Annotated in this window: 13 protein-coding genes; 10 read left to right on the top strand and 3 right to left on the bottom strand. The window is 65.5% G+C overall.

Annotated elements, in window-relative coordinates:
- Position 1: 1 nt before the first annotated feature.
- The 10 genes from ACFWMR_RS04425 (at position 2) to ACFWMR_RS04380 (ending at position 10,536) form a co-directional block, all read left to right on the top strand.
- A complete protein-coding gene (locus tag ACFWMR_RS04425) occupies positions 2 to 262 on the top strand; it encodes a helix-turn-helix domain-containing protein (RefSeq protein ID WP_378376918.1) in 261 nt (86 codons plus the stop codon).
- Positions 263 to 667, top strand: a complete 405-nt coding sequence (locus ACFWMR_RS04420; protein WP_378376916.1) for an RNA polymerase-binding protein RbpA — start codon at positions 263 to 265, stop codon at positions 665 to 667.
- A gap of 289 nt (positions 668 to 956) precedes the next feature.
- Positions 957 to 1,520: a 6-pyruvoyl trahydropterin synthase family protein gene (locus ACFWMR_RS04415; protein ID WP_378376915.1), complete on the top strand. Its 564-nt coding sequence runs from the start codon at positions 957 to 959 to the stop codon at positions 1,518 to 1,520.
- Between the two features lie 11 nt (positions 1,521 to 1,531).
- On the top strand, positions 1,532 to 2,239 hold the full coding sequence (locus ACFWMR_RS04410) for a 7-carboxy-7-deazaguanine synthase QueE (RefSeq protein ID WP_378376913.1): 708 nt from the start codon (positions 1,532 to 1,534) through the stop codon (positions 2,237 to 2,239).
- 77 nt (positions 2,240 to 2,316) lie between these two features.
- Positions 2,317 to 2,655 carry an inositol monophosphatase family protein gene (locus tag ACFWMR_RS04405; protein WP_378376911.1) on the top strand — a complete coding sequence of 113 codons (339 nt, stop codon included), beginning with the start codon at positions 2,317 to 2,319 and terminating at the stop codon, positions 2,653 to 2,655.
- 242 nt (positions 2,656 to 2,897) lie between these two features.
- Positions 2,898 to 3,206: an inositol monophosphatase family protein gene (locus tag ACFWMR_RS04400; RefSeq protein ID WP_378376909.1), complete on the top strand. Its 309-nt coding sequence runs from the start codon at positions 2,898 to 2,900 to the stop codon at positions 3,204 to 3,206.
- 622 nt (positions 3,207 to 3,828) lie between these two features.
- Positions 3,829 to 4,740, top strand: coding sequence for a S1 family peptidase (locus tag ACFWMR_RS04395; RefSeq protein WP_378376907.1), 912 nt, complete (start codon positions 3,829 to 3,831; stop codon positions 4,738 to 4,740).
- 714 nt (positions 4,741 to 5,454) lie between these two features.
- Positions 5,455 to 6,399, top strand: coding sequence for a hypothetical protein (locus tag ACFWMR_RS04390; RefSeq protein ID WP_378376905.1), 945 nt, complete (start codon positions 5,455 to 5,457; stop codon positions 6,397 to 6,399).
- Between the two features lie 3,415 nt (positions 6,400 to 9,814).
- Positions 9,815 to 10,015: a hypothetical protein gene (locus ACFWMR_RS04385; RefSeq protein WP_378376903.1), complete on the top strand. Its 201-nt coding sequence runs from the start codon at positions 9,815 to 9,817 to the stop codon at positions 10,013 to 10,015.
- Positions 10,016 to 10,110: 95 nt separating this feature from the next.
- Positions 10,111 to 10,536 carry a hypothetical protein gene (locus ACFWMR_RS04380; RefSeq protein ID WP_378376901.1) on the top strand — a complete coding sequence of 142 codons (426 nt, stop codon included), beginning with the start codon at positions 10,111 to 10,113 and terminating at the stop codon, positions 10,534 to 10,536.
- A gap of 232 nt (positions 10,537 to 10,768) precedes the next feature.
- On the opposite strand, the gene ACFWMR_RS04375 is transcribed toward ACFWMR_RS04380, so the two are convergent.
- The 3 genes from ACFWMR_RS04375 to ACFWMR_RS04365 are packed head-to-tail and all read right to left on the bottom strand — an operon-like array spanning position 10,769 to position 13,062.
- Positions 10,769 to 11,650: a hypothetical protein gene (locus tag ACFWMR_RS04375; protein ID WP_378376900.1), complete on the bottom strand. Its 882-nt coding sequence runs from the start codon at positions 11,648 to 11,650 to the stop codon at positions 10,769 to 10,771.
- Positions 11,651 to 12,718, bottom strand: a complete 1,068-nt coding sequence (locus tag ACFWMR_RS04370) for a WXG100 family type VII secretion target (RefSeq protein WP_378376898.1) — start codon at positions 12,716 to 12,718, stop codon at positions 11,651 to 11,653. It lies immediately after the preceding gene.
- On the bottom strand, positions 12,715 to 13,062 hold the full coding sequence (locus ACFWMR_RS04365) for a hypothetical protein (protein ID WP_378376896.1): 348 nt from the start codon (positions 13,060 to 13,062) through the stop codon (positions 12,715 to 12,717). The genes ACFWMR_RS04370 and ACFWMR_RS04365 overlap by 4 nt, the downstream gene beginning before the upstream one ends.

The raw sequence follows: 13,062 nt of genomic DNA, 5'->3' as shown, positions 1-13,062 counted from the left end.
CATGACATCAGCCTCGAAGGTCCCAAAAGGAAAGCAGGTCACCGGGGCCGCGAGATCCCGTATGTGCTCGGAACTGAAGAAGATGTACGAGCGCGGGTCCAGCATCCGCGATTTGACCGAGCTGACTGACCGCTCCTACGGCTTCATTCACCAGCTGTTGCTTGAATCCGGCGTACAGCTGCGTGGGCGGGGCGGCCGCCCTTTCACTCACTCGCCGAGGCGTCGCGCTGAGCGCGTGGCTCGCCGGAATGGCGCCAGGTAGATGCCGCACGCTGTGTTGCGCGGTTACCGCTGGGGTGGCGCCAGCGCGGAGTATGATCAAGGCGTTGAGCCCGCAGCTCGGTCGACGGCCCGGTTCGAGTGCTCGCGCGGTCACGTGTTCACCGTGCCCTTCGCGGCGGACGCCGAGCTTCCATCGCGCTGGAGCTGCCGACGACATGGGCTCGAGGACTGCGCACGGATCAAGGACACGGCCGTCGACTCGATCGGGGGCCATCGGCCCAAGCCGCGTCGGACGCACCTGGACATGCTGCATGAACGGCGCAGCGCGGCCGATCTGGAGAAGCTGCTCGCCGAGGCCCTGACGGCGATCCGGCGGCAAGGAGGTCCGCGGCCGGGCCGTGTACATGTCGGAGATAGGACGTACTCGTTCAGTTACGACAGCTGACCTCATTCGCCCGAATCGCCCGTCGTAAGAACACGACCCGGTGAATGCACGCCAGCGAATATGCCCTTCGCCGTCGCCTCGCTTTCCTGGTCATGGTGAGCGACGCACTGTCGACGCCTTATCAACGCCTCGTCGGCGCTCTGGATCACGCTGACTATCCGTCGTTGACTGTCGTGGTGTGCGGCGGAAGACCCCTCCCGCCCCTCGATCTTCCGCCGCACACCACAGCCATCTTCCACATGGCGAGACAAGCGAACTGCACTCACGGGGAAAGGATCCGACACTCACGATGCACGCCACGAACGCAAACGGGCAGACCAGCCCCGCGAGCGAGCAATCCGCGGTGGCCGCTGTCGCGCCGGTGGCTCACCAGATCAGCATCGAGCACAGCTTCGAAACCGCGCATCGGCTACCGCAGTTGCCGGGCAAGTGCGCCAGCCTGCACGGTCATTCCTGGCAGGTCACGGTATCCGTGTCCGCTCCCGCTCTGTGCAGCGACGGGACAGTCGTGGAGTTCGGCGCCCTTAAGGCCGGAGTCCGGCAGTGGATAAACACCCATCTTGATCACGGAACCATGCTCGGCATCCGGGATCCTCTCGCGCTGCACCTGTACACCGCTGGATCCAAAGTCTTTCGCTTCGGCGCCGATGACCGGGAGGCCGTCGGCGACGAGGAACGGCTGGCCTTCGACTTGCCCTGGCCGACTGTCGAAGCAGTAGCCGTGCTGCTGCGGCGAGTGAGCCAAGCCGTGCTCGTCGCGCTGCCCAGCGCTCCCAACGCCTCGATCGGACGGGTACTCGTCCGTGAAACGCACCTCAACACAGCGGCCTACGGCCCGGCGGACGCGCTGTGAAGCCACCCACTGTGCTCGATCCGGACCGAGACCTGGTGGTCAACGAAACCTTCGGCCCTACCTTCCAAGGTGAAGGACCAAGCACCGGCCGCTACGCGCACTTCATCCGCTTGTTCGGCTGCCACCTGTCGTGCACGTGGTGCGACACCCCGCAAACCCACGACCCGAACCGGTACGACCTCACCGCCGAGCAGCGGATTCTCTCGATCGACGACATCCTCTCCTGGCTCGCCGCCGCTCCGGTCGACCTGCTCGTGATCACCGGCGGCGAGCCGTTGCTGCAGCCGCGCGTCTTGGAGCGGCTGCTGCGTGCGATCCGGGAGAGTTCGCTCGCCACCGATATCGAGATCGAGACCTCCGGCACCATCCCGCCCACGGACCTGATCACCGCGGCGGTGACTCAGTTCAACGTATCACCGAAGCTCGCGCATTCGGGGCTGCGCCGACATCAACGCATCCGCCCAGCAGTGCTGCGCCACTTCGCCGGCACCAGGAAGGCCGTCTGGAAGTTCGTCGTCCAAGAGATCGACGACTTGGACGAGGTCGGAGAACTGGCCGGCGCCTACGATCTCCACCCGGTCTGGATCATGCCGGAGGGCACCGACAGCTCCACCGTATTGGCACGGATGCGACTGCTGGCCGAGCCCGTACTGTCGCGCCGCTGGTATCTATCTCCCCGACTTCACACGCTGTTGTGGGAGAACGATCGCTGCCGCTAACACCGGCATTCCTTTTCCTCAAGCAAGTAGTGCACCTCCGGGCGGCAGAACCGACAACGCGAAGTCTGAGGAATCACATGGCACATCAGCTTGATCTCACGTCGGCACTCTCCAAGGCCCACAACGCAATGGACCTCGCTGTAGAGCACGTGCTCGGCCACCGTCCACGTCAGATCCGCTACAAAGGCGACCGCGACCCCGTTTCGGATGTCGATGAGACCGTCGAGCGGCTCGTACACCAATACTTGGCTACCGACGACACCGACACAGGTTTCCTTGGTGAAGAGACAGGACCGATCGGCAATCGCGACACCTACTGGGTCCTCGATCCCATTGACGGCACGATCAACCACCAGCACGGCAACCCACTCTGCGCGATCGCACTCGGCCTGGTCCACAACGGACAACCGTGCTAGGGGTCACCGCCTTGCCGTTTCTTGGGCACCGGTACTCGGCGGCTGAGGGCGGCGGAGCCGTTCGTGACGGCGAGCCGATCACGCCCTCGGGCACCGATAGGCTGGATAAGGCTTTGATCGGTCTCGGTGACTACGGCAGCGGTACCGACGCGGGTTTACGTGACGTCCTGTGAGCCTCACTGGACCACTCCTTTACCGCACGCGCACAGGGACTTCGCCGGTACGGATCCACCGCGCTCGACATGGTATGGGTCGCCGACGGCACCCTCGACGCCTGCGTTCTGCTCGGCAACCGCACCTGGGACACCGCGGCCGGCGCCGTCATCGCCCGTGAGGCCGGAGCTCTCGTTCTCGACTCCGACGCCACTCCACACTCCGTGCAGTCCCGTTGCGCCGTAGCCGTCAGTCCAGGACTGTCCGAGGAAGTGATGCCCCTGTTACGCCTCCTGCGGGGAAGCCCGTTTTGGCCCAGCCACAACAAGGCTGACCGAGGTCGTCTCGCCTCCCCAACGCACATCGGCACCGAACCGTCGAGCCACGACTTCCCTTGAGGGACAACGTGAACCATGAATCCTTCCTCCAGGAAGGCCGTCTATAGGCCATACCTATGCATCCCAGCGGGTGCGGGACCGTCGAGTTCCTGTGCACCCACGCCATACACAGCCTTCAACCACCCGTGATCCACGACTGGATGCGTGCCTGATGTCCCAAAGCAACCGGGCTGGCGATGAACCCGGCCCTGCCTGTGTGCCTCGTGGCCGTCCTGCTGGTGGCTGGCGCGGTTCTTGCCCTTCGAGCCCGCGCCCGCCATCGACGTCGGTGCTGGAACGCCCGCCCAGACTCCGTAGCGGGTATCACCGAACGCATCGCGGCCGAGAGCCAGCAACCTCACCCGGCCTGGCCCGAAGCCGACCGCGACCTCCGGCGGACCACGGCCGAACACGACCCGCCGACTCTCCGCTTTCCCCGCATCCGTCAGCCGCGGACACAGCAAAGACCACGATCCCCCTAGCAACGACGTCCGCACCTTCGGTTCCCAGGCGGAGCAGGACGGCGAACTGGGTGGGCCTTCACTCGCCGCGAGTAGAACACCCCGGACGTGCGCCGCCCTGCCACAGGTAGCGGCACCTCAACGCACGGTTCACACCCCTTCATCAACAGGAAGACAGCACCTTGCTCAGAAAGACTTGGTCGTTCGCGACCGCCGTGGCGATGGGCATCGCCACCACGCTGGCCGCCCCTACTGCGACGGCCGTTCCCGCCACACCACCGCCACCGATCGGACCGATGCTTATCGGTGCCCACCCCGCCGCGATCGCGCCGCCGGGGATCACCTCGCTGCAGTACGACGCACCGGTCCACGGTGAGCAGTACGTCGACTACCACACCTGCGGCGCCGCCCTGGTGTTCCGCGGCTGGGTGTTCACCGCCGCGCACTGCGTCACCGACCCGCCCACCGAGGCAACAGCCCGAGCGACCGCCATCCAATGGTTCAACGCCGACCCCGCGCCGATCCCGACCGCGGACAAGAACTTCCACGTCCGGGTCGGCAGCCTCGACCGGCTCGCAGGCGGCGAGACCGCCACAGTAAGCAAGATCGTGATCCACCCCGGCTGGCAATGGGGCAAGGACGCGCCCAAGAAGAAGACCTTCGATGGCGCGATGCTCAAGCTTGATCATTTGACCCAGCAACCGACCGCGCAACTCGCCCGCGACGCCGCCCGGCGCGGCGACAAGATCTCCGTGTACGGCTGGGGCGTGACCGAGCCCGACAGCACCCGCTCCGGTCTACCGAGGCATCTGCAGCAGCTCGACACTCGCGTCACCGCGCCGTCGCGCTGCGCGGCCGCCTTCCTGTCCGCCAGCGAATTCTGCGGCGACAATCCCAGCGGCACCGACGGCAGCTGCTACGGAGACTCCGGGACACCCGCGCTGGCCACCATCGACGGCATCCCCCAGCTCGTCGGGACCGCCAGCCGCTCGGCCGACCCCAGGTTCTGCGGAACCCAGCCCGACGTCTTCACCAGTGACCCGGAGCTTCGGGACTGGATCTACCACGTCGCCCGCACCGGCAACGCCACCTAGCAAGCGACCTGGGGGTGCCGCCTCGTCGTACGCGAGAGGCGACACCCCCAGGCTTGAGACATTTCAGCGCCAAATGAACGGCTCAACCAGAACACCCCCAGTCACCGTCACCTGCACCCCGGGGCCGTCATGGGTAACCAGAACGCGCACACCGCCTCGTCACACCGCCGCCGGAACCTACGCCCGCCACCGGGGCTGAGCGTCCGCTACCAGGCAGGTGCCAGCCTCCGCGAGCTCGCGGACCTCTATCGCATGTCCGTCCGGACGGTGCGCGCCTTCCTGATCGCGGACGGAGTCCAGATCCGTCGTCCTGGCCGCACACCCACTCTCACTGCCGCCACAGCGGCCGAACGTCATCCCCCACGTGGTGCAACGGCGGTGCTAGTGACCGTGCACCCGCTCCGCCCGCTTGCCCGGCCCCCTGAACCACAGCTCGGCACGGACACGCCGTACTGGCCGCGCTTCGATCCCCCGCACGGGCCGGGCGCGACACAGCTCCTCGCGGCAGCCACTCCAGGCCAGCAGTGTGTCGGTCTCACAGCCCCGTATGACGTGCATCAGGTCGACGACAAGCCGATGCCGATCCACGCCGGCGAGTACACCGCGGTCCTGACCCGATGCGCACGCATCGGACTCGTCGACGCACCCCTGCCACCGGACGCGCAGCTTTGCGCCGCATGCCACCCCGAACCGCCCACCCCGTGAGAGACCACCGTGCCGAACCCGCTCCCGTACGACCTGACGAACGACGAAGCCGCCGAGCACTACATCCGCGACGCCTTCAGACCACACCACCGCGGCAGATGGGACGCCCTGCTCGCCGACGACCGCGTCACGCAGACCTACCGCGTACTCAAGAACATCGAAGCCAACGCAGACCACGCAGCCACCCTCCGCCGCGACCAGATCAAGCTCGCCGAGAAACAACGCGACGCCGGACTCATGACCCCCGTCGAACACACCCTCCGATATCGCGACTTCGTCGCCTGGCGGGAGCGCGCCAGCCTGTTCGGCACCGCCCTCCACCAATACCTCGCACTGGCCGCCGACCGGGTCCGCAAGCTCCACCGCGACAGCGTCGTGGAGTCCCTGCGGCACTCGCTGCTGGCACTGGCAGTCGCTGTCGACGACCACCGCCAAGCCCACAACGGTGAAGAATCCCTCGCCGACACCGCGCTCTGGGCCCGGCTACAGCTCCTCCCCTGGCCCACCTCCGACAACTCCAGCCACCTGCTCGCCGACGCCGTAGAGGCCGAGCGCAGCCGCCGCGGAGCCGCCCGCCACATCGAGAACGGGCTCATCGAGTTCCAAGGCACCTACGTCACCGGCGAAACCGTGGACATCGCCGACCTCATTCTCCAGGTCACCGACCACACCCAGCCAACCTGCGACCGCACCCACCTCATCGAACTCTGGCACCAGCGAACCCCAGACCTGCTGGACTCGCCCGCAGCGAAATTCGCAGCGACCAAGCACAACGGCCGCTACTCGACCCAACGACTCAGCAAGTCACTCGCCTATCTGGAGTCTCAAGGACTTATCGTCCGAACGACGCGCGAGAAGAAACCCGAGATCACGGTGATCAATCGAGCCGCCCTGATCAGGCTACGGCAGCAATGGAACAAGGAGTACTTCCCACTCGACGACGCCGACTTCTAGAAGTCCCGCCTCGCACCAGAACTTACTTCGCCGACACGCTTGACCGCAGTAGCAACTGAAGGCTGGATGCGGAGCCACAAAAGACCCGGCAGCGAAGGGGAGGGGCTGCCGGGCCACTAGCTAGGTCGCGGAAGGCTCGGCGGGTGTTACCGCGTTCCGCGCACCTTTCCACGTCTCGCAGGCGAGCACGTTCACCGCGATGTCACTCCTTGCCGGGCCCCGACAGTGCAAACCTCAGCCCGCACGAACGGCGGGAATCCTGACATAGGTCATGACCATTACGCCCCCGGAAATCGACGGCAATGCACGTCGCGGACTTCCGAGGACACCTACGGCGGGATGTGCTCGCGCGGCGTGGGCCGATGGCAAACGGATCTCGCCGACCGGTTCTACCCGTGTCCCGATCGCATCCGATCGACAAACGCAGCGAGTCCACGGCGGCGGTTGCTGCCGCTGCCCTCTGCGGCGCCGATGTAATGCGTGAGGTCTCAGCGCGCGGGAATCAGTACTTCGCTCATACGACAGGCGATTCCCCGACCTGTGTCCGCAGTGACTCGGTGATGCAGCGTGGATCACGCCTTGCCACCGCCTTGCTTGCCAACGAACCAGCATCAGGTTGCGCTCTCGGGCTCCCTTACTGCTTGGCCCTCGCGGTGTGGCGGCGTAGCGTTCCGGGCGGGTGCCGGTGACCCGGATTCTGCCAGGGGCGGGCTTTCCGGAGGGATCGCCTGCGTTGCAAATCGTTGCAGCATCATTCAGGTTGGAATACCGGCTGGTAGAGGTTGCGAGTGGTACCGCCGCTCCCGGAGTATCGGCGACGCACCAGCAATCAACAGCTTGGCTCGCGGCCGGCTGTGCAGTGCTTGAGGAGGGCGGGAAACCGTGGCGAGCATCAGAAGTCACCTCGGATGGGTTCCACAGCCGGCGCGTGCGGTTGCCATGACGTCCGCGGGTGGCACGGGGGGCTTCCTCTTCGTGGAAATGATGGCTCCTGCGGCGCCGATCGGCCGGCTCTTCTCTTGGTTTTCGAGTATGTCGGTACATGTCCATTCCGGACCGTCCACAGAGGTCGTTCCAAGGCATGCGCTCCGGATGGCTTTCCATGATGAAGTCGAGTCGCGCGAAGCCGAGGGCATTCGGGCGTTGGTGAGTATGGGGATGGATCTCGTGCTCTCGTCTGCCTTATCATTTGCGGTGATCGTGCCGGAGCAGGAGCTGGGTCCGAATCGCCTGCCCGACGCGGTCCGCTACTCGCCGCGCTCCGCGCCAGGGCAACCGCCCGCACGGATCGTCAGGGATACACCTCTCAGCAGCGCCGGTCCGGGCTCTTGGCCGCTGTGGCCACTGCGGCGGCAGGATGCCGGCCTCTCGTGCGGATGCTGGGCAGAGAACTCTCACTACTTCTGCCCCGACGCAACCGGTGGCGGAATGGTATCGGCGATTGCCAGACTTGTGGATCCCTCCTTCCGAGAGCGGAATCCACTGCCAGTGTGGCTTGAGGCCCTCTCTTTCATTCTCGAATGCCAGGACGAACTCGGGATCGGAGGGACAGATCGAACGAGCAGGCGAGGCTCGGTTGCTGCTGCGGAGAACCAGGATCTCGGAATACACCACGGTCACATCCCGTTCGACGACTCCGCTCAACGGTCGGACAGTTCTCCGCTCGACGTGTTCGTCAGCCTCTCCGGTCGCGGCAAAAGCCACTTGCTGCAGTGGCTATGGCTGGAGCGCCACGCAGAACACGCCGATCAACTCGCCGCACTAGACCAGTGCAACCGCCGGGCCGCCCGCATACGGCGCCACAACAAGTACCTGATAGGCATCTCTGGTGCCGAGCCTGGCAGAGGGTCCGGCCGGCCGGTGTCCGGGAACGAGCAGTACGAACGGATTGCCGTGCAGAACCCACCGTGCCGATCTCTGGCTGGACAACGACAAGCCAGGCCTTCGGGCCACGCTGGGATACTCGGGGTGACAGGTTTGCAGGCGGATGTGGTCGCGCTCGATTCCCAGCCTCAGCTCGGTGCCCGAACCAGCGGAATCGTTGTCATCGACCATGGGGCAACCAACGTCGATCGTCTGGACCTCTTCCGGACCGCGCTGGTGGAGTGGCCGCCGCCCGTTGGTGAAGAACTACGCGGAAGTCCGTTGCTCCCCAATCTCTCAAACACCGTAGTCACGGTCGCGGCAATCGGAGCCAGGCCAGCGGCTGAAATCGACGGAGCACATCGGGCCTGGGGGCCACAACGCTGGCACGAATCGTTGGCCTCGCAACGTGGCAGCTGTGCCACCGTCGGCGACGTGCCCCTCGGTCATCGAGGAATGCGAGGACGCCGGACTCGAGTTCGTTCTTGCGGTCGGCGAGTCAGCCAGCCGCGTCGACGTGCACGAGCCGGTCGGTTCGCGATCTTTCACTGCGACGGCATCAGTCAGCGGTCCCGGCCGACGCCGGGAATTAGTAGGCGTGCGAGTCGACCCGGGCACCCGGGGAGTCGGCCCGACCGAGGAGCGGCACGCGGCGATCGGGTCCGGTCGTACGCCGCGCGTGCTGGGACGGCTGGCATGGTGCGGGGGTTTACACCGACGCCGGGAGCCCGCAGCGCGCGACCAGCATCCTCTCTCGCTGCGATGTCGGCGTCGGCATCCGCAGGTGACTGGCTGCAGCCGCGGATCGCGCTGGGGTCGGCTGCGGCACCTGCGATGACATGCCCGGTCGAGGGTCTGTAGTGGAAGTGTTGTTGCGGCTGCCACCTTTCGGACGTACCGTGGGAATGGGTAACCATGACCTCCGCAGGAGTTTCTGACCTGCGCTGATAGAACTCCATAGTCTCCCGTTCAAATCCAATCCGTGGTGCGGTTGAGTTTGCTCGGGGATCAGGAAAGCCTCCGCGTCTCGTCAGCGCAGGGGGCTTTCCCCTTTTCGAGGCAATCGTTTTCGCTATGCGAACCTCGTGACGAGGCGACGGCCGATGGTCCGAAATATAGAACGTTCCCAACTGTCGTCATGGTCATGACATTTTGTTGCGGACGCACTCTGCGAGCCCGTCACGTTATTGGGCCAGAATTGACCCAAATTTAGGCTACCCATCTTTCGACATCGCTCGAATTTGGAGAGCTACTTTCCGGTTGGCTGACGCGAGGGGATTCTGAGCGCCCGCTCCGGATGCAGCTCGATTCTTACTGAACGTGACATGCGGTTGTCGATGAATAACCGTCCGCCTTTTCATGGCGTCTCAGAACGTTCCAGTTTCCGCTCATCCTGATATCTGACTAAGAGTTGGGCCTGCCCCGATTGCCGGGATCGAAGCGATTCAGGTATTAATTGGGGTGGCGAGTCGGTTGCTTTGACGGGCAGCCGATGGTCTCGCCGAAAAATCCGCACCACGGACTGGATTGAATGGGAAGGAGGTGATCTTCCATGAACATTCGCATCATCGGTGTCGTCCTGGTACTCGGGACGATGCTGCTCTTCCTCGCGGAAGCGATGGCCTTCGGGCATGACCTGGGTACCGCTGTCGGCTTCGCCGGCGCGGTGGCCTTGGTGGCCGCAGAAGTTGTTCGCCGAGGGCTCGGCGGCGGAGACGGTGACGGGTTCGTCCCGGCTATCCGTCAGCGGTAAGTCCGAGTGAATGCCGTGAGGTGAGAACGTCCGGCTGGACGTTCTCACCTCACGGCGCGGCTACGCCATTCTTCAGTCGCATCAGGGAGATCACCATGTCAGACCGTAAGTTCAGGCCAGACGTCGGCGAGGTCGTGCAGTTCCTGCGCGACCTCGGAACGATCAAGGTGTACGCCGGCGATCCGTCGCTGGCGACGATCAGGAAGCGCGGCAAGGACCTCACGATGAACGGCCGGAAGGTCACCGAGGTCTCGAACGCGACGCTGAGCCGGATGTTCACCGGGACGGCGTTGCCCAGATGGGAGTCCGTCGAGTTCTTCCTGCGCGCGTGTGGGATCGACGAACGAGAAGTCGAGACTATCTGGCTGCCGCGGTGGGCCGTGCTGAAGGCCGGGCCGGACGCGGCGGCCCGGCCCGGCGCGGAACCGTCGCGACCGTGCGGGCACGTGTGCGAGACGTGCGAGACGGAGACGTCCCCGAGCACGGCACCTCGTCCACAGCTGACCGTCGTGACGGCCTAACCGGACGCACTGCCAGCAGGGGCCCCGCCGACGACCAGTCGACGGGGCCCTGTCGTTTCACGGCAAGGAATCATGAGCCTCCGACGCGCTCGTCCGGGTCGAGCGTCCACATGAAGCCGACCAGCGAAGTCTCCGCCGCCCCAGCGATTCCTATGGCGCGACCGTCGAGATTGACCGCTGTGGTCTCGGGAGCCAGAACCAGGTTCGACCATCGTCTGCGGTTCCGTCGTTGTCAGGCTTTGGGGATCACGATGGTCCGGTGGTCGGTTACGGTGATGTCTTTGCCTCCGGGAAGACCGTTCTTGTTGCGTGGATCGGCCTTGTTCGTGAGCGAGCATCGGCCATCTCCGCAGTCGTTTCGGTTCTGATCGAGTTGTGCGCCGGCGAAGAGGTCTTCCACAAAGTGCCGTGTCTGGGCGGCGGTGACGCTGAGCACGGTGAGGGTGACCTGGCGGGAGTTGCTTTTGTCCTGCGCCAGGGTGACGGGGCACGTGAAGATGATGCTGCTGATGTCGACGGTGCATGGTCCGCGCAGGAGCGTGAACTTGCCGGAACGATCGGCGTCAGGGTTGCCCCCGTCATTGGCGAACACCCAGAGGGTGTCTCCCGCGCGCAGCGGGCCCAGGAGCCTGCCTCGCAGTTCGAAGCCGCCGGTGACCCGCTGATTGTCCACAGGAGATTCGATGGTCAAAACGGTCTGTGCGCTGGGGTTCGGCCCAGGGGGCGGAGGCGATGCGGTCGCCGCGCTGGGGCTGACGATCGCTACCGTGACCAGCGCGCTGCCCACGGATCCCGCGACGAGACAGCTCAGCACCCTCCAGGTCGTCAGCCTCTTCTTCGCAATGGCGCGCACGGAGAAGGCGACGCAGAGGATCACCAGGCCGACGCCGACGACCAAGCCCTGGAGCGGGTCGCTGCTGTAGGGCCAGATGTGGTGGGCGGAGGCGAAGTTGAGGCAGGCCACGGCTCCTGGAATGGCGCCCAGCACCGTGATGAGCGGGGCGATCTCCTTGACTTTGTCCAGCCTGGAACGCTTCGGCGGATCATCCAGGGCTGTCTGGGGACTGTTGTGATCACCCATGGGCGGCGTGACGGGATGGTGGTCGCTGTTCATCTACTTCCAGACCTGGTCGATGGCGTATCCGGTGCCGGCCCCGGCGACAGAGCCGGCGATGACCAGTACCGCGATCCCGACAGGACCGGTGCCGACGCCGAGCCCGATGAGCGCTGCGGTGGCCAGGCTGGAGGCGGCGAAGCTGGCCCCGCCCTTGACACCGGCCTTGACCGGCGGTGTGCCGGAGGCGACGTCGAGTCCGACACCAACCGCGGCCAGGACTCCGTTGGAGACCGACACGGAACCAGTGAGAGACTTCAGCCCGGCTCCGGCGGGGTGGACGTAGTTGCCCAGTCCATAGGTCAGCGGCCCACGGGCCGCCCGGGTGGCATCGTCGACGGCGACGGCGGGCCCCGTGGAGAAGACGGTGTCATAGGACGCGGTACGCAGGACTCCTTCGAAGTTGTCGGCGACTATCGCCGCGCCGCGCAGCGACCGAGCACGATCTTTCACCTGCTCCAGATACTCTTCGGTCCCGGTGGAGAGTGTGAAGACGCTTTTACCCGCACTGTAGGGCCGTGTCGCGGAGAACAGCGCGTCGAGGAATGTCTGATGCTTCTTCAGCGCTGCCGCCAGGGCGTGGTGCGCCGCCTGTTCGCGTAGCCGGACGGCCGAGACGATCCCGGTCACCGCGCCGCTGGGACCACCGAACGCGGGGTTCGCCAGCGGGATGGGGAACTGGATGGCCGTGTCAGTGACGCGGGCTCCGGTGCTTCTGGCGAGCGCCTTCGCGTCCGCCATGGTATTCCTGACCGCGGCGATCTCATCGGCAAAGGTGTGGATCGCCTCCGAATAGTCGACCGCGGCGCAGTGCAGCTGATCGGCGCGTTCGCGGGCGCGCGCGAGCTTGCCCCGGAACGCGTCACCGGCGGCGCCCCGCCACCCGGACTCCGACTGGCGTGCCGAGCATGTGAGGTCGTCGATGAGTGTGGCTACGGTCTGCGCGAGCGCGGCGAGCCACGCCGCCGCAGCGTAGAGCTGGCCGGTGTCGCCGTCGACGATCACGCTGAGACTGTGGGCACCGCGTGACGCGGCTGGGACGTGGAACAGACCTGCGGGTCGTGTCACGGAAGACGCCTCTCTGGATCGAGCGGGGCCGGATACAGCCCGGGCGGCGAGCTGGTACCGGTGATCGTCCGCAGCACGTCACCCCGGGCTCGCGTGTCGGCGTCTTCGTACCAGGTTCGGGAGTGGCCGAGGTTGCCGATCAACTCGTCGAGGTCGTCGAGTTGGGCCGAGGCGCCCGCGATGACGCGGACCAGTGCCTCGCTGAGTTTCTCGGTACTGATTCCCGCGTTGGCAGGGCCGGGCGGGAGATGGTTTCTCTGCTGGTTGAGCATGTCGCCGGCACTGCGAAGTCGTTTCGACATCGCCTGTAATTCACCGGTGTCGACGTCGAAGCCGTGACCCAT

The sequence above is a fragment of the Amycolatopsis thailandensis genome (assembly GCF_042723255.1).
Taxonomy (GTDB): domain Bacteria; phylum Actinomycetota; class Actinomycetes; order Mycobacteriales; family Pseudonocardiaceae; genus Amycolatopsis; species Amycolatopsis thailandensis.
This window is presented reverse-complemented; position numbering and strand designations above follow the sequence as displayed.